General features: G+C 73.4%; 16 protein-coding genes. 6 read left to right on the plus strand and 10 right to left on the minus strand.

Annotated elements, in window-relative coordinates:
- Window positions 1-11: 11 nt before the first annotated feature.
- Window positions 12-1298, minus strand: a complete 1287-nt coding sequence (locus ABD671_RS10155) for an MFS transporter (RefSeq protein ID WP_344733232.1) — start codon at window positions 1296-1298, stop codon at window positions 12-14.
- Window positions 1299-1374: 76 nt separating this feature from the next.
- Here ABD671_RS10155 and ABD671_RS10160 point away from each other — a divergent pair, with 76 nt between their 5' ends.
- Together ABD671_RS10160 and ABD671_RS10165 are read left to right on the plus strand one after the other, a co-directional pair.
- A complete protein-coding gene (locus ABD671_RS10160) occupies window positions 1375-3108 on the plus strand; it encodes a DUF2207 domain-containing protein (protein WP_344733233.1) in 1734 nt (577 codons plus the stop codon).
- Between the two features lie 42 nt (window positions 3109-3150).
- Entirely contained in the window at window positions 3151-3711 is a 561-nt protein-coding gene (locus tag ABD671_RS10165) for a LemA family protein (RefSeq protein ID WP_344733234.1), read from the plus strand.
- Window positions 3712-3730: 19 nt separating this feature from the next.
- On the opposite strand, the gene ABD671_RS10170 is transcribed toward ABD671_RS10165, so the two are convergent.
- Window positions 3731-4360: an alpha-ketoglutarate-dependent dioxygenase AlkB gene (locus ABD671_RS10170; protein ID WP_344733235.1), complete on the minus strand. Its 630-nt coding sequence runs from the start codon at window positions 4358-4360 to the stop codon at window positions 3731-3733.
- 53 nt (window positions 4361-4413) lie between these two features.
- Window positions 4414-4845 (minus strand): SRPBCC family protein, encoded by a 432-nt coding sequence (locus ABD671_RS10175; RefSeq protein ID WP_344733236.1) that lies wholly within the window; start codon window positions 4843-4845, stop codon window positions 4414-4416.
- 151 nt (window positions 4846-4996) lie between these two features.
- Here ABD671_RS10175 and ABD671_RS10180 point away from each other — a divergent pair, with 151 nt between their 5' ends.
- Complete coding sequence (locus ABD671_RS10180; RefSeq protein ID WP_344733237.1) at window positions 4997-5713, plus strand: GntR family transcriptional regulator; 717 nt, start codon at window positions 4997-4999, stop codon at window positions 5711-5713.
- Window positions 5714-5734: 21 nt separating this feature from the next.
- On the opposite strand, the gene ABD671_RS10185 is transcribed toward ABD671_RS10180, so the two are convergent.
- Window positions 5735-6088 carry a hypothetical protein gene (locus ABD671_RS10185; protein WP_344733238.1) on the minus strand — a complete coding sequence of 118 codons (354 nt, stop codon included), beginning with the start codon at window positions 6086-6088 and terminating at the stop codon, window positions 5735-5737.
- 85 nt (window positions 6089-6173) lie between these two features.
- On the opposite strand from ABD671_RS10185, the gene ABD671_RS10190 reads away from it, so the two are divergent.
- Window positions 6174-6446 (plus strand): DUF4031 domain-containing protein, encoded by a 273-nt coding sequence (locus ABD671_RS10190; RefSeq protein ID WP_344733239.1) that lies wholly within the window; start codon window positions 6174-6176, stop codon window positions 6444-6446.
- Here ABD671_RS10190 and ABD671_RS10195 read toward each other — a convergent pair.
- The gene (locus ABD671_RS10195) at window positions 6367-7044 is read right to left on the minus strand and encodes an HD domain-containing protein (RefSeq protein ID WP_344733240.1); all 678 of its coding nucleotides are present in this window, start codon (window positions 7042-7044) and stop codon (window positions 6367-6369) included. The two genes, ABD671_RS10190 and ABD671_RS10195, sit on opposite strands and share 80 nt — an antisense overlap.
- 100 nt (window positions 7045-7144) lie before the next feature.
- Here ABD671_RS10195 and ABD671_RS10200 point away from each other — a divergent pair, with 100 nt between their 5' ends.
- Window positions 7145-7519 (plus strand): nuclear transport factor 2 family protein, encoded by a 375-nt coding sequence (locus ABD671_RS10200; RefSeq protein ID WP_344733241.1) that lies wholly within the window; start codon window positions 7145-7147, stop codon window positions 7517-7519.
- A 37-nt stretch (window positions 7520-7556) separates the two neighbouring features.
- Here the strand turns inward: ABD671_RS10200 and ABD671_RS10205 are convergent, their stop codons facing one another.
- The 4 genes from ABD671_RS10205 to serA form a co-directional block, all read right to left on the minus strand.
- Window positions 7557-8468, minus strand: coding sequence for a carboxypeptidase-like regulatory domain-containing protein (locus tag ABD671_RS10205; protein WP_344733242.1), 912 nt, complete (start codon window positions 8466-8468; stop codon window positions 7557-7559).
- 163 nt (window positions 8469-8631) lie between these two features.
- A complete protein-coding gene (locus ABD671_RS10210; RefSeq protein ID WP_344733244.1) occupies window positions 8632-9951 on the minus strand; it encodes an MSCRAMM family protein in 1320 nt (439 codons plus the stop codon).
- Window positions 9952-10046: 95 nt separating this feature from the next.
- Window positions 10047-10931, minus strand: coding sequence for an oxygenase MpaB family protein (locus tag ABD671_RS10215; protein WP_344733246.1), 885 nt, complete (start codon window positions 10929-10931; stop codon window positions 10047-10049).
- 7 nt (window positions 10932-10938) lie between these two features.
- Window positions 10939-12144: a phosphoglycerate dehydrogenase gene (serA, locus tag ABD671_RS10220; RefSeq protein ID WP_344733247.1), complete on the minus strand. Its 1206-nt coding sequence runs from the start codon at window positions 12142-12144 to the stop codon at window positions 10939-10941.
- A 143-nt stretch (window positions 12145-12287) separates the two neighbouring features.
- Here serA and ABD671_RS10225 point away from each other — a divergent pair, with 143 nt between their 5' ends.
- Window positions 12288-15050: an alpha/beta hydrolase family protein gene (locus ABD671_RS10225; protein ID WP_344733248.1), complete on the plus strand. Its 2763-nt coding sequence runs from the start codon at window positions 12288-12290 to the stop codon at window positions 15048-15050.
- 42 nt (window positions 15051-15092) lie between these two features.
- Here ABD671_RS10225 and ABD671_RS10230 read toward each other — a convergent pair whose 3' ends face one another.
- The gene (locus ABD671_RS10230; protein ID WP_344733249.1) at window positions 15093-16394 is read right to left on the minus strand and encodes an HNH endonuclease signature motif containing protein; all 1302 of its coding nucleotides are present in this window, start codon (window positions 16392-16394) and stop codon (window positions 15093-15095) included.
- Window positions 16395-16618: the final 224 nt, after the last annotated feature.

Raw genomic sequence — 16618 nt, forward strand, 5'->3', positions numbered from 1 at the left:
AGGCGGGTCGCTCAAGCGGCGGCGCGGTCGGCGCCCCCGTTGGCGCCGGCCGGCAGCGCGCGTTCGACCCGGGCGACGGCGTAGTAGCTGCAGGCCAGGGAGCCCGCCACGAGCAGCAGGATGTAGGTCGTGTGGCGGTCGGCGCCGAGCAGGGCACCGGCGATCGGCGGCGCCACCACGGAGGCCGATTGGAACGCGCCGGAGAACAGTGCGTTGTAGCGCCCGCGCAGGTCGTCGGGCGCGAGATCGTTGATGATCGCCGGCAGCGTGGGCTGCAGCAGCGTCTCCCCGAGAGCGAAGACGGCGGCGCAGGCGGCGACGAGGAGGGTGGCGCCGATGGTGCCGGGGACCAGTCCGGAGAGGCCGAGCAGCAGCCACGAGAACGCCCACACGACGCCCATGGCCACCAGCACCCGGGTGCGCCGATGCCCCTCGATGCGCTGGAGCACGACGAGTTGGAGCAACACGATCACGACCGTGTTCGCAGCGAAGGCGATGCCCAGACCCTGCGTCGACACCTCGCCGACCACCCGGGCGTAGGCCGGCATGCCGGCGTTGAGCTGCGCGTAGCCGACGAAGGCGGAGGCGAAGACGAGCAGGATCACCGGCCGCATCCCGGGCGCCTTCAGGATCGCCCGGTAGCTCGCGTCGCCGTCCTCACGGTCGTGCGGCTCGGGCCGTGGGGCGACGGCGCGCAACGGCCCCAGCAGGAGCAGGAGGATCGGCACGAAGCTCGCGGCATCGGCCAGGTAGATCGCCTGGAAGGTGATGGCGCGGTCGACGTCGACGACGAGGCCGCCGACCACCCCGCCCAGGCCGATGCCGAGGTTGAGGAGGGTGAAGTTGAGCCCGAAGTAGCGCTGGCGCGCCTCGCTCGGCACCACCGCGGCGATCATCGCGTTGAACGCCGGGAACTGCACGCCCTGCGCGAGCCCGTTGAGCAGCATCGCGACCGCAGCCACCACGAGGGTGTCGGCGAAGGCCAGCACGACGTCCGAGGCGATGACCAGCACGACGGCGCCGATCACCACCGTGCGGGCGCCGAGGCGGTCGATCAGCGTGCCTCCGGGCCCGGTGATCGCCAGCGCCACCAACGGCGGGACGCCGAGCAGCAGCCCGACGTCGGAGAGCGCGAACCCCCGCACCTCGTGGAGGTAGACCACCGAGAACGGCAGCACGAGACCGGTGCCGACGAACTCGACGACGACGATCGAGAGCAGCAGGCGGCCCTCGCGCGGCAGGTCGCGCCAGAACGCCGCGAGGGGCGGGCGCACGGGGGCGGGGGCGGGGGTCGTCATCGCGCCCGAGTGTGGCAACGCCGCACCCTGCCTGGCCAGCGGTTTCCGGCCCTCGCGGTGCCCTACAGTCCTCGACATGAGGCGTCTCGTCGGCTACGCGGTCGGCCTCGTCGTCCTGCTCGCCCTGGTCGCCTCTCCGGCGCTGTTCTGGAACGCCGGGTCGGGCGGCGACACCGACGAGACCACCACGATCACCGACTACCGCGCCGACTACCGCGTCGACGACAGCGGCGACCTCGCGGTCACCGAGACCATCACGGTCGACTTCCCGAACTCCGACAAGCACGGCATCTTCCGCTTCTTCGACACCGCGGACTCCGGCCTCGACACCGCCCGCGTGCGCCCCCGCGACATCGAGGTGACGATGGACGGCGGCGAGGAGCCCTTCGAGGTGCTCGACGAGCAGCACGGCCGCCTCGTGAACGTGAAGATCGGCGACCCCGACGTCTACCTCTCGCCCGGCGAGCACACCTACGAGATCTCCTACGCCGTCGACGGCGTCCTGCTGCCCGACGGCGACCGCGCGCAGTTCTTCTGGGACGTCGTCCCGGGTGGCTGGCTGCAGCCGATCACGAAGGCGCGGATCTCCGTGCGACTGCCGGCCGCGACCGTCGGCGACGTCGGCTGCGCGGTCGGCATCGGCGCGTCGGGCGGCTGCACCGCCGAGGGCGCGGGCACCGACACCCTCGCGGTGCAGGTCTTTGACCTCGCGCCGCAGACGCCGGTGACGCTGCGCACCGACCTCGACATGGCACCGACCCCGCTGGGCGAGGAGGTGCCGTGGGCGCCGCGCTTCGACCGGGTGCTCGGCACCCACCCGGTGCTGCTAACCGTCGTCGGCCTGCTCGCGATCGGCCTGTTCCTGGTCGGGGCGGTGCTGGCCCGCCGCAACGACGAGTCCGACCCGGGCTTCGGCCTCCTGTACGCCCCGCCGAGCGGTATCGGCCCGGCGCAGGCCAATTACGTGCTGCGCGAGGACGTCGGCCAGGAGCAGTTCGTGGCCACGCTGATGTACGCCGCCGAGCGCGGCGCGATCGGGCTCGAGCGCCACGGCGACGCCTGGACCATCACCGACAAGGGTCCCGACGCCTGGGCGGGACTCGACCCCGTCACGCGGTCCATCGCCCATCTGCTGCCGGGTGCCGGCGGGTCCTTCACCGCCGGCGCGAAGGACGTCGAGGCCGGCAAGCGGCTGAAGGCGGAGATCGACTCCTTCGAGACCGCGGTGAAGTCATGGGGCACGGGGTCGGGCAACCTGGTGACCTCGGCCATCGGGACCCGTGGCGGGCTGCTCGTGCTCGTCGCGCTCGTGGTCGCCGGCGTGGGCATCGTCTGGAACCCCCTCGACATGACCGCCCTCGCGCTCATCCCCGGAGCCTTCGCCGTCGGCGGTGCCCCGCTGTGGAAGACCGGCGCGGACACCACGCGCACCAGCCAGGGGCGGCAGCTGTGGTCGCAGGTGGGCGGCTTCCACCGCATCCTCTCGACCGAGTCGGCCGAGGCGCGCTTCGACTTCGCTGCGCGCAGGGACGCCTACACGGCGTTCCTGCCGTGGGCCGTCGCCTTCAGCTGCGCGGAGGAGTGGGAGCGCAAGTACCGCATCGAGACCCACAGCGACCCGCCGCAGCCCTCCTACATCGGCGGCTACTACGGCGCCTGGGCGGCAGGTTCGGCCGCGCGGATGGTGAGCGACTTCGACTCCACCGTCTCCTCGGCGATCTCCTCCTACGAGGCCACCCAGTCGTCGTCCTCGGGGGGCGGCGGCTTCGGCGGCGGCGGTGGCGGCGGGGGTGGCGGCGGCTCCTGGTGAGTCCCGCAGGCGGGGCCGACGCCGCCGCGGCATGATGGCTCCGTGATCGCGCTCATCATCGTTCTGGTCGTCATCCTCGCCCTCGTGCTCGTCGGGGTGGTCGGCTTCAACAAGCTGCGCACCACCGACATCAGCGCCCAGGAGGCGCTCGGCGGTATCGACGTCCAGCTCACCCGTCGTGCCGACCTGATCCCGAACATGGTCGAGACCGTGAAGGGCTACGCGGCTCACGAGAAGGGCGTCTTCGAGGAGGTCACCCGGGCCCGGGCCGGCGTCCAGGCCGCCGCCGGCGGGGACGACGTCCAGGCGAAGGCGGCGGCCGACGCCGCCCTCCAGGGCGCGCTGGTGAAGCTCAACGCCGTCGCCGAGGCCTACCCCGACCTGAAGGCGAACACGAACTTCCTCGAGCTCCAGCGCCAGCTGGCCGAGACCGAGAACCAGATCTCCTTCGCGCGCACCTTCTACAACGACGCCGTCGCCACCCTCAACAAGCTGGTCGCGACCATCCCGTGGATGTTCTTCTCCGGCATCGCCGGCGTCGGCAAGCGGGACTTCTACGAGGCCCCGGCCGGGCAGCAGACCCCGCCGACCGTCTCCTTCTGAGCACGATGGCCGCGGGGCGTCAGAAGACGCCCTGCGGCCGGAACTGCACCGAGAGGCGGGGCCCGGCGTGGGCCACCTTCGGGACGGCGTGCTCCCAGGTGCGCTGACAGCTGCCGCCCATGACGAGCAGGTCGCCGTGACCGGTCTCGAAGGACAGCGACGCACCGCCGCCGCGCGGCCGGAGGGCGAGCCGGCGCGGGTCGCCGACCGACACGATGGCCACCATGGTGTCGTCGGTGGCGCCGCGGCCGATGGTGTCGCCGTGCCAGGCGACCGAGTCGCGGCCGTCGCGATAGAAGCAGCACCCGGCGGTGCGGAACGGCTCGCCGAGCTCGTCGGCGTAGTGCTCGCTCAGCGCCGCACGGGCCTCGGCCAGCCGCGGATGGGGGAGCGGGTCGTCGGCCGCGTAGGTGTGCACGAGCCGGGGCACGGCCACCAGCCGCTCGTACATCTGCCGGCTCTCCGAGCGCCACGGCACGCGGTACACCAGCGCTGCGAGCACGTCGTCGGGGTCGGGCAGCCAGGAGCGGACGACGTCGACCCAGGCGCCGTGGGCGAGGTGGTGGCGCTCGCGCCCGGCGAGGGCGGCCAACGGAGCGGCGGTGTGCTGCGGCGCCTCGGCGAAAAGCGAGGCCTGGAAGTCGACCATGACCGCAGCCTACGCGAGGATCGAACGGATGTTCGACGCATCGAGCCGGCGGGTCAGCGCTCGAGGGCTCCCCGCAGCTGCTCGACGGTCTCGTCGGCCAGGGCCGGGAGCTTGAGCGGCACGATGAGCGGCGCGAGGAGCTTGGTGACGCCGTGGAAGCGGAACTCCGCCCGGTAGTGGATCTCGGTCGTGCCCGGCCCGGTCGAGCGCAGCGTCAGGATGTCCTTGGTGGAGGAGGCCTTGTTGCGACCGTGGAACTCCAGGCGCCCGGGCCGGTTGGCGACCGCCGTGGTGTAGGTGAGCTCGACCGTGCGGCCCATGAAGGTCGAGACGTTGCGGTACGTCGTCCCGACGCCGCCCGACCCGCTCGTGCGGGTGGTCGAGACCGTGCCCGGGTCCCACTCCTCGGTGCGGGAGAAGTCCACGAGGTAGTCGTAGACCTCCTCGGCCGGGCGGGACACGGTGAAGGTGCGCTCGACGTGCATGCCTCCGACCTTAGGCGGGCGGTGCGAGCGGCGCCCGCTCGCGCGGGTGGGAGCGCCCTCGGCCGACCGGCTGGAGGCCTTAGTCAATTCGGGCCAGTGGACTTCGCCGTTCTCCTGCCGTCCGGCTCTCACTTTCCTTAACCTAAGGTCCGTGGACAAGCTCCTGGTTCCGGACGGGCGGACGCTCAAGCACGTGCAGGTGCGCGAGTACGTCCGCTCGCTGGTCACCGGTTCGGCCCCCGGATCGCCGGCTCCCTCGGAGCGGGAGCTCGTGCATCAGTTCGGCGTCGCGCGGATGACGGTGCGCCAGGCCATGGACGCCCTCGTCGTCGAGGGCCTGCTCGAGCGCATCCCCGGCCGGGGCACCTTCGTGGCCCGGCCGCGGCGCGCGGCCAGCCGCATCGTCGGCTTCACCGAGGAGATGGCCCGCCGCGGCCTGCTCGCCGAGTCGGTCACCCTGCTCGCCCGCCGCGAGCAGGCAGGCCCCGGTGTCGCGCGCGCCCTCAACCTCACCGAGGGCGACGCCGTCATCCACTGGCGCCGGCTGCGCCGCGCCGACGGCCAGCCGATGTGCCTGGAGGACGCCTACCTCAACGAGGTGCTGCTGCCCGGCTTCCTGCAGAGCGGCATGCCCACCAGCCTCTACGACGCTTTCGAGGCCCGTGGCCTGCGCCCCACCTGGGCCGAGGACTCCATCTCCGCCGACCAGGCCTCCGCCGAGGAGGCCCAGCACCTCGAGGTCGAGACGGGCGGTCCGGTGCTGCGCCACTCCCGCCGGGCTCTGTCGGGGGAGAAGGTCGTCGAGGTCTCCCGGTCGGTCTACCGCTCCGACCGGTTCACCCTCTGGGTGCAGCTCGGCAGCGACTGACGCTCCCGCGAACGACCGGTTCTACGCCAGCGCCGTCGGCAGTGCGCCCAACGGCGCGACGACGGTGCCGGACTCCTCGCACACCCACACCGGGTCGGGTCCGCCGAGGTCGGGGGAGATGTAGAGGCTGTGCTCGGGGCCCCCGCAGTGCAGGCACAGCGGCCAGCGGCCGAGGGTCTCGCTCAACGCGTCCTGGACGTCCTGGGCGATGAGCCCGGCGATGTACTCGCTGCCGGCCGGCCACTGCTCGACCCACCAGGCGCGGGCGGAGACGGCCTCCTCCAGAGCCGAGACGGCCCAGCGGGTCGCACACTGTCGCGCCTCGAGATCGCGGAGGACCCGGGCGCGTGCCTGATACAGCAGCTCGTCGTCCACAGGGACATTCTGCGTCGGTGACCAAGCCGGACGGCGCGGGGCGGCCGGGGCCCGCGCCCTCCCGGGCCGCACTAGGGTCGCGGACGTGATCCTCATCGACCCGCCGAACGCCGCCGGTCACGGCCGGCTGTGGTCGCACCTGGTCAGCGACGTCTCCTTCGCCGAGCTCCACGCCTTCGCCCGCGCCGTCGACCTGCCCGAGCGGGCCTTCGACCGCGACCACTACGACGTGCCGGCCGCCTGGTACGACGCCATGCTCGCCGCCGGGGCGACCCCGGTCAGCTCGCGCGAGATCGTCGCCCGTCTGCGCGCGGCCGGGCTGCGTCGTCCTCGGCCAGCTCGGCCAGCTCGCGGGTGAGGTTGGCCCGGGCGGCGTCCTCCCACCGGGCGCGGGCCACCGGGGTGTGGAACAGCTCCGGCTTGGCGGCCAGGCCCTCGAGGACGGCGCGGCGACCGGCGCGGAACGTGGCGTCGTCGAGGTGGGCGTACTCCGCCCGCACGGCGGCGACGTAGGCGGCGTATCGCGCGGGCGGCGCCGCGAGGATCGCGAGGTCGGCGTCGGAGAGCGCGCAGCCGGCGGCGTCGTCGGGCTCCGGGCGATGGGTCTCGGTGAGGCGGACGAGGCGGGCGACCTCGCTGCGCACCTCCTCGGCGACCAGGTCGACGAGGGCGTCCTCGGCCCAGGCCGCCGAGCGCTCCTCGGCGTCGCGCTCGCCGTCGTAGACGCTGTCGTGGAACCACGCGGCCAGCCGCACGGGGAGCTCGGGGTAGGCCACCCCCGCGGCGCGGAGCTCCTCGAGCCGGTCGAGCACCTCGGTGAGGTGGACGACGTCGTGGTACCCGCGGGCGGGGTCGGCGTAGGCCGCGTGCAGCTCGGCGGCGAGCGCCGGGGCGTCGGGCAGCGGCCATCGGGCGAGCAGGTCCGCGGGCTCCGGATGCGGAGGTTCGTCCGTCATGGCGGACATTCAACGGCACCGGTGCGCCGATCGCCACCCGCCGTTACGCTTCCCTTTCTAGAACATGTTCTTGTTCTGATCCCCTGTGCGAGGAGTACGCGTGAGCGCCACCGACGACCAGATCCGCCACGTCATCGAGCGCTACGTCGCGCTCGTGGCCACCGGGACCGCCGCGGAGATCACCGCGCTCTACGCCGAGGGGGCGACGGTCGAGGACCCGGTCGGCTCCGACGTGCTCACCACGCGCGAGCAGATCCACGCGTTCTACGCCACCCTCGAGGGCCTCGAGCAGCGCACCCGGTTGATCGAGGCGCGCATCGCCGGGGGCCAGGCGGCCTTCCTCTTCGAGGTCGCGACCGTGACGCCGGACGCCACGTTCGTGCTCGCCCCGATCGACGTGATGACCTTCGACGACGCCGGGCTGATCACCTCGATGCGCGCCTTCTGGGGGCCGGCCGACATGACGACGGCCTGAGGGCCGATCGGCCGACCGGACCCGGATCAGACCCGGGTCAGACCCGGATCGAGGGCAGCCGCATGCCGCGGGCCGGCGTCCGCGGGTGGCGGTGCGGGGCCGCGGGACGCGGCGAGCGGGTCACGACGACCTGCCCGAGATCGGTGACGTGACCCGGGCGGGCGCCCACGCCGCGCACCTCGCGGCGGTCGACGACGATGCGGTCGGGGCCGCTGTGCACGGCGACGGTCAGACCGGAGCCGGCCGGCAGGTGACCGCCGACGAGGAACTCGCCCCGACGGTCGGCCCGGCCGCGGGTGAGCACGGTGCCCCGCGCGTCGCGCACCTCCACCACCGCCAGCGGCAGCACCTCGCCGTCCTGGTCGACCACCCGGCCGCGCACGGCGCCACCGAGGGTGGCCGGCGCGAGCACGGGTGCCGGGACGACGGGCAGGACGAGGTCGAGCTCGGCCCAGCAGGCCCGGCCCGCCACGGCGTGCACGGGCTGCTGGATCGAGGTGAGTCCGCGGCGCTGGGCGCCCACGCGCACGAGGCCGCCGGGCAGGCCGGAGAGCAGGTACTCCCCGCGGCCGTCGGTGCGGGTCGTGACCGTGCGCCCGTCGGGCAGCAGGGCCGCCACCTCGGCGAAGCGCGCCGGCGCGAGATCGCCGCGGCGCACGCGCCCGGACACGATCGCACCCGGCTGGAGGTGGACGGTCAGCTCGCTGCGCCACCCGGCCCGCGTCGTGACGCTGCCGCGGGCGGTGGCCAGGCGGTCGGGATCGTCGTCACGGCGCAGGTCGCTGATCTCGATGGCGACCGGGCCGACCGGCACCCGCAGATCGGTGGCGACGTCGAAGCTCCGCCGGTCGCCGAGGATCCGCCCCCCGGACCACCAGCGGATGCGGATCCCGCATGTGCCGGGTCGCAGCACGACCACTCGCACCCACGTTGGCTCATCACCGCGCATGACGTCTCCCCCTCGCTGCGGTGCCGGGTCGGCCCGGCACTGCTGCGACGGTACGGTCCGGGCGTCGTCGGGTGCCTCGGGCGAAGCGCCACTTCGCCGCTCGCGCGGGTGGGCCACCCGGAGTGTCCGATCGGGTGATGATCCCCAGGTCGACCGGTCGTGGTCAGCTCCTCGGGCTGGCCGAGGGGCTGCTCGAGGGGCTCGTGCTCGCGCTCGGCGAGGCGCTGGGCGAGGCGCTCGCGGGCAGGCAGGAGGGGCGGTCCTGCGTGGTGGCGTGGGGGAGGGCCAGGTCGGCCAGGCCGCGCACCTCGCCGGTGACGACGCCGAACGGCGCGGTCTGCGCCCGGGTGAAGCGGCACCGGTTCGGCTCGACGCCGAGGAAGTCCGAGCCGTTCGCCGGGTCGGGCTGGGCGACGACGATCATCCCGGTCTGCGTGGTCAGCTGACCGCCGAAGGTGAAGCGGCCGTCGCTGCCGGTGCGGCGTACGCCGACCTGGCGGCCCTGGGCGTCGTAGAGGACCACCTGGACCTCCGCCAACGGCACGCTCGGGCGGGCGGAGTCGACGATGCGCCCGGTGACCTGCGCGCCGCGTCGGGTGAGCGAGACGTGGGTGACGGCCACCTTGCCGCTGCGCACCCGGACGGCGGGCCGCGCCGTCGTCCCGAACCAGTCGCCGTAGCCGCCGACGTGCAGCACGTAGCGTCCCGGTGCCAACCCGGAGAACGAGACGAGTCCCCGCCGGGCCGACGCCGTCCAGAACTGGCCGGTCCGGCGCGAGACGGCGGTGACCACGGTGCCGCGCACGGCCTGGCCGCCCGCGTCGACGCCGACGATCAGCCGCCCGGCGCGGGTGGAGAGCCGTGGCGTGATGCCGCGGCCTTCGCCGGGGTCGATCCGGCCGGTGCCGATGCCGGGCCCGACCCAGGTCTGCGTGCGGTCGTAGGTGAAGACGTAGTACCGGGTGCGCGGCAGGCCGCCGAGGGCGAACCGCCCCCGGCCGTCGGCCTTGGTGGTGTAGGTCTGCTCGTAGCGGTTGGTGGCCTTGATCGTGGCGTACTTCGCCGGTGCCCCACCGGCGTAGGCGGTGCCGTAGAGGAACCCGCCGCGCTGCATGCGCACCGAGACGAAGCGCGATCCGCCGGCCGTCACCGTCACGGTGCGATCGGTCGGGGCGTACTTCGAGATGTCGTAGGACGGACGCCGGTCGGCGAACTGCAGGTGGTAGGTGCCCGGCGCCAGGCGCAACGAGAAGGCACCGCCGCGGGCGCGGGTGGCGCGCAGGTAGCTCCAGTCGGCGGCGAAGATGCGCACGTCGACCTTCGGCACGTCGCCGTCGGGGCCGACCACCGCGCCCCAGACCCGGCCGGTGGCCGTCGTGCGGGCGGTCTCGGCGGCCGCGGTCGTCCCGGACGGTGCGCCGGTGCCGGCGCGGGCGGCGTCCACGCCGGTGGCGAGGACGGCGATCAGGAGCGCGACGAGCACCGCGACCAGGGTGCTCCGGGGCGCGCGCGGGAGCGTTCGGCGGGGGGAGGGCACGCTCCCAGGGTGGCAGGCCGGTTCGGGCCCGCGCAGGGGAATCAGGACGCCGCGACCCGCTCCGGCGGCGTCATGGCCCAGCGGATCGTGCCCACCGCCATGGCCCCGGCGGCACGCACCACGGTCTGCTCGGCGACAGGCACCCACGGCAGTCGCAGGCCCGGGCGGCTCCACACCGGCATCAGCCCGACGGCGGCGGCGGCCAGTACGCCGTACGCCGGTCGCGCCGCGAGCGGCAGCGGCGGCCGGTAGAGCACGTAGGAGACGGCCTCGCGGGCATCGGGCGTGGCGCGCAGTTCGGGCCGGTAGGCGGCCAGGCGCTCCTGGAGCTCGGCGTAGGTCGTCGGCGGCTCGTGGGCGCCGAGGCGGCGCGCGACCTCCGCGGTCTGGGCGACGTACTCGTCACGGCGATCGTCGTCGAGCCGGCGGGCGCCGTAGGTCTGGTGGGCGAGCAGGAAGCTGTCGATCTCCGCGCAGTGCACCCAGGTGAGCAGGTGCGGGTCGGAGGCCTCGTAGGGCTCGCCGTCGGGCATCGTGCCGCTGATGCCGGCATGGATGCGACGGACGACGTCGACGGCGGTCTGCGCGTCGTCCTCGTGACCGAAGGTGGTGACGGCGAGGTAGGTGCTGGTGCGGGCGAGCCGCCCCCACATGTCGCCGCGGTAGCCGGAGTGCTCCGCGACGGCCCGCATCGCCTTCGGGTGCAGCGACTGGAGCAGCAGCGCGCGGATGCCGCCGACGAACATCGCGGCGTCGCCGTGCACCTCCGCGATCGCGCTGTCGGGGGCGAACCAGCGAGGGCCGGGGCGTCCGTGGATGCGGTCGCGCTGCTTGGGGCCGTCGGGCCCGGCGACCCGTGCGAACAGCGCCTCGCCGAGCCGGTCGCGGACCAGCCCGACTCCGGGCACGTTCGGCAGCGGGTTCATCGCCGGATCAGGCTCCGGCCGACCAGGTGCGCACCCACAGGCAGTGCTCGTCGCCGGCCAGCTTGGCCAGCGCATCGTCGGAGAGCGCCTCGGTGGCGTCGGTGACGACGTAGCCCTGCTCGCCCGCGGTGGCGAGGTACTGGCCGGTGATGTTGGCGCCGGCGCCGGCGAGCAGCTGGTTCACCGAGGCCAGGACGCCGGGGACGTTCACGTGCAGGTAGCCGATGCGGTGGCCCTCCTGCAGCGCGGGCGCGTTGACGGCCGGGAGGTTCACCGACAGCTCGGTGCGGCCCTCGAGCGCGAAGCCGGCGAGCTTGCCGGCGACGAAGAAGCCGATCTCCTCCTGCGCCTCCTGGGTCGAGCCGCCGACGTGCGGGGTGAGGATGACGTTCTCCAGTCCGCGCAGCGGGGACTCGAAGGCGTCGCCCTGGGCCTTCGGCTCGATCGGGAACACGTCGAGCGCGGCGCCGGCGATGTGGCCGGAGACGATGTGCTCGCGCAGCGCCTCGGTGTCGACCACCATGCCGCGTGCGGCGTTGATGAACAGCGAGCGGGGCTTCATGCGGGCGAACTGCTCGGCGCCGAACAGGCCGGCGTTGCCGGGGCGGCCGTCGACGTGGAGGCTGACGACGTCGGCCTTCTCCAGCAGCTCCTCCAGCGTCTTCATGCGCTGGGCGTTGCCGTGGGCGAGCCGGTCGGCGGTGTCGAAGAAGATGACCCGCATGCCGAGCGCCTCGGCGAGGTTGGAGAGCTGGGTGCCGATGTTGCCGTAGCCGACGATGCCCAGCGTGCGGCCGCGCACCTCGTGGCTGCCCTTGGCCGACTTGTCCCACACGCCGGCGTGCATCTTCTCCGACTTCTCGTGCAGGCGGCGGGCGAGGGCGATGATCTCGCCGATGACGAGCTCGACGACGCTGCGGGTGTTGGAGTACGGCGCGTTGAAGACCGCCACGCCGCGGGCGGCGGCGGCCTTGAGGTCGACCTGGTTGGTGCCGATGCAGAAGCAGCCGACGGCGAGCAGGTCGGGGGCGGCGTCCAGCACCCGGGCGGTGACGTTGGTGTTGGAGCGGATGCCGAGCAGGCTCACGCCGGCGAGCCGCTCGATCAGCTCGTCCTCGCCGAGGGAGCCGGCGAGCAGCTCGACCTCGAAGCCGCGGGCCTCGAGGACCTCGACGGCGACCGGGTGGATGTTCTCCAGCAGCAGCACCTTCACCCTCCCAGGGTAGAGAGCCGGTGGAGGCGGGGCACAAACGGCGCGAGCGGTGGACGTCGCGCTACCCCTCGTCGTGAGGCAACCGGATCGCCGGTGCGGACGTCGGTAGCGTGAGCGAACCCCACCACGTATCGGAGCCGTCGTTGTCCTCTCCCGCCCTCTCCTCGGGTCGCCGCGTGCGCGCGGCCCTCGGCGCCGTCCTCGCGGCGGCCACCCTGGCCGGCACCGCCTCTGCCTCTGCCGCCGCCACCGCCACCGCTGTGCCGGCCGCGGCCGGCGTGCGGGCGGAGCAGATCGGCCGGTGGGCCGTCGCCCCGCTGGCCGACGGCTCGTGGGAGGTCGCCTGGACCGCCCCCGACCGGTTGCCGATCGGCTCCGACCGGCCCCGCATCGTCGTCGCCGACGCCGACGCCCGGGTGGGCACGGCCACGCTGGACGCCGCCGGCCGCCGGGTCAGTGCCGTCGTCGCCGGCATCGCCCGGCCCGCGGTGGCCGATCTCGACGTCGTGTTGAGCGGCGACCGGCTCGACGAGGCCGGCGACGACCTGGCCGCCCGTGTCGGCACCGCCGCCCGACGTGCCGGTGCGCCGGATCCGGGCTTCCCCGACCTCGACGTCGACCCCGGTGTCCCCGGCAGTTTCCCGGTCGTCTCCAGCGACTACCAGCTCGACCCCGTGAAGCTGCCCGGCATGCCGCAGCCCATCGAGATGGTCGGTCACGTCGTCGAGCCGGCGTCCGATGCCGCCACCGGCCCGCGGCCGCTCGTGCTCTTCCTCCACGGGCGCCACGAGTTCTGCTACCTGCCCGACGCCGGACCTGACGACTACCCCTCCGGCGACTGGCCCTGCCGTGCGCCCGAGCAGGAGATCCCCAGCCAGCTCGGCTACGACTACGCCCAGCGCCTGCTGGCCAGCCAGGGCTATGCGACGGTCAGCGTGCGGGTCAACGGCATCAACGCCCAGGACTACCGGCTCGCGGACGGCGGCGCCTCGGCGCGCGCGGCCATCGTCGCCGCCCACCTCGACCACTGGGCCACCATCGCGGCCGCCCACGACGTCGACCTGTCCCGGGTGGTGCTCGTCGGGCACAGCCGGGGCGGTGAGGGCGTGGCCCGGGCGGCGCTCCAGATCCCGCTGACGGCGCCGTACCGGATCGTCGGCGAGGTGCTGCTGGCGCCGACCGACTTCTCCTACCAGACCTCGCCCTACGTCCCGAGCGTCACGGTGCTGCCGTACTGCGACGGCGACGTCTCCGATCTCGAGGGGCAGCGCTTCACCGACGTCGGGCGCGACGTGCTGGGCGACGACACCGCCCTGCGCAGCTCGGTGCTGGTCTTCGGGGCGAACCACAACTTCTTCAACACCGAGTGGACCCCGGGCCTCTCGGCCGCCCCCTCCATGGACGACTGGGGGGGCAGCGAGGACGGCACCTGCGGGTCGGTCGAGAACGGGCGGCTGACCCCGCAGGGGCAGCAGGACGTCGGGGCCGCCTACATCGCCGGCGCCGTCCATCTCTTCGCCGACGGCGACCAGCGGTACCTGCCGATGTTCGACGGCTCGCCGGTGCACGTGGCCTCGGTCGGCGACGCCGAGGTGCTGAGCTCGGCCATCGGCGGCGGGCGCGACCTGCGTCGTCCGCGTCTCGACACCGGCCTGAGCCTGGCCTCCGCGGGTGCCAGCAGCCGCTTCTGCACCGGCCGCACCAGCGCCCCGGACTCGCGCACCGACTGCGATCCCGACGCTGCCGGCGCGGTGGCCCCGCACTGGTACGGCAACGGCGAGGGCGCCCCCACCCGCACCTTCGCCGAGTTCGGGTGGACCGCCTCGGGTCAGAGCGCCGGCCTCGTGCTCGACCGGCCCCTCGACCTCTCCGGCGCCGGCGCCCGACTCGCCCTGCGCACGATCGTCGACCCCTCCACCGGGCCGGTCGCCCTCGGCGTGCGGCTCACCGACGCCGACGGCCACGCCGAGGTGTTCACCCCCGAGGGCGGCTCGACGCTGCCGGTGCTGCCCGCCGACCAGCCGCGGCTGTGGGCGCAGGCCGTGCTCGTCGACCCCATCGGACGCGCCGGGCTCGACCTCGCCCGCATCGTGCAGGTCGACCTCGTGGGCCGCAGCACCCGTGGCCACCTGTGGCTGGCCGACCTCGCCGCGGCGTCCCCCTCGCTCGCGCCCGTGCCGCAGCGCCGCGCCGCGACGGTCTCGATCGGCACCGTCCGCACCCTCGAGGGCGACGGCGCGCCGAAGCAGCGCACCCTCCAGGTGCCCGTCACCGTCTCCGGACTCACCCGTCCCGCCCGCGTGCGGATCGTGGTCGTCGGTCAGGCGCGCGGCGATCGTGCCGTCTATCCGCTCGACCTCGCCCCCGGGCAGACCTCCGCCACGATCCCCGTCACCTACGAGGCCGATCGGCGCGACGACTACCGGCGCATCACCCAGGTCGTCGCCTTCGCCGTCGACGGCGCCATGCCCGACCAGTCCAACGGCCAGGCCCGTGTCGACGACGACGATCCCGCACCGCGCACCACCGTCGACGTCCGCGACCGGAGGGTGCAGGAGGGCGAGCCCATCCGGGTGCGCGTCACCGTGCACGGCCGCTCCGACAAGAACCTCGGTGTCTCGCTCTCGGCCCAGACCGAGGGCCCGCAGCCTGCGCACCCGCTCCAGGTGGGCGACCTGCCGGCCTCCTACCGCGCCGAGGTCTACCTGCCCGAGGAGCACCTGGGCTGGAGTCTCGCCCGTGCCTACTTCTCCCTCTACGAGAACCTGGAGAAGAAGCGCACCATCGAGTTCTCCATCCCCACGCTCCGCGACCGCGTGAAGGAGGGCACCGAGACCTTCCGGTTCGCCGTCCAGATCGACCGGCGCACCGTCATCCGGACAGTGCGGGTGGACGACGCCCGCTGACCGTCTCCGGGCAGCACGACGGGCCTGAGCCCCGGGTGGGGTTCAGGCTGTCGTGGTGAGCTGCGTGGTGCCGGTGGCTGTGCGGAGGTAGTGCTGGCCGTGGGGGCTGGTCCAGCGGTAGCTGCCGGGTGGGCCGGCTCCGGGTTCGAGCGGTTCGTAGGTCCAGCCGTGGTGGGTCTTCACACGGTGGTGATGTCGACACAGGGCGGCGAGGTTGTCTGTGCTGGTGCTCCCGCCGGCATCCCACGGCACGACATGGTCGATGTCGGCTGATCTGGCGGGCCTGGTGCAGTGGGGGAAGACGCAGGTGACGTCACGCAAGATCACCTGCTCGCGCAAGAGGGTGGGGATCTCGTAGGACTCACTCGACCGGTGTTCGGCCAGGTCGAGCACGGGCCGCACGACGAGTTGAGTATCGGGGTCAGCGCACCAACTGCGCAGGGTGTCGAGGTCGATCGCGGTGCGGGTGTTCTCCACACGAGCGGCCGTACCGAAGGGGTTCTGGCCGGGTGCGTGGCTGATGTGGACGTAGAGCTGGAGGGTCCGCTTGGACCGCGCCGGCGGCTCCACCTCGCCATCGGCGGGGAAGCTCAGGGGTGTTTCGCGTCGTGCGAGTTCGCCGAGTGCCATGGCCCGCCGGGCGTCCAACGACTCCTCACAACCCAGGTCTTTCAGTTGGGCTGCGACGGCGGCGAGTGCGTCCTCGAGGTCCAACGCGTCGGCGAGGTCGAGGGCGCCTTCGATGTCGACCTTGCCGTGGAAGTCGACGTGCCGGCTGTAGATGGTGACGTGTCGCTTGTCGTCGGCCGCCTCCTTCTTCGCCCGCAGGACCTCGGGGTCGGCTTCGGCTTCAGCTGCTTTGACGGTCTGTTCGATCCCGCGTCCACCGATGGAGTGCGCGAACGACGCCAACCGCTGGTCGACCAGTGCGACGGCTTCGGGCGACAACAACCGGGTGGCCTGGGCGATCTTGCGGGCCCGCCACACCGGCACCTCACCGGCCTCGACACGGCGCCAGCACCGCGGCAGACGGGCGGCGAGTTCGAGGGCGTCGCCGATGTAGTAGTGCCCGGGGTCGGTGGAGAGGCCGATGGCGGCGGCGAACTCGTCGATGCAGAACTCCGCGACCAGGGGTGCTCCTTGGCCGGCGATGGCGAGTTCGCGTTCGGTGCCCGGAACACAGGCGCTGTCCCATTCATCAGCAGCGGGGTGGGCGAGAGCCCAGTGGGCTGCGGCGATGAAGACCTCGCGACCGTGGGCCTCCTCAGCGGCACGCGCGTCGCGTGCGTGGACCAGGAGGGACCGCGGGTCCCGAAGATCCTGGTGTGGGGTGGTGGAGGCCATGCCTCAGTCTAATCGAACAGGTGTTCGAAGACAAGGGTTCGAGCGACTGAATCTTCGTGGTTGTGGCTGCTGTGCGGCTAGCTGGGCTTCGAGGCCCTCGCCCAGGGGGCTCGGGCACCTCAGCCACCGGGCGGGAGCCGCAGATCGCGTCTTACTGCCGGCGGTTGTCTTGCGGGGTCTCGCGGCTCGGCGCCGGGGCGCCTCGCACCTCGACCACCGGTCCG

The organism is Nocardioides fonticola (assembly GCF_039536805.1).
GTDB classification, from domain to species: Bacteria; Actinomycetota; Actinomycetes; order Propionibacteriales; family Nocardioidaceae; genus Nocardioides; species Nocardioides fonticola.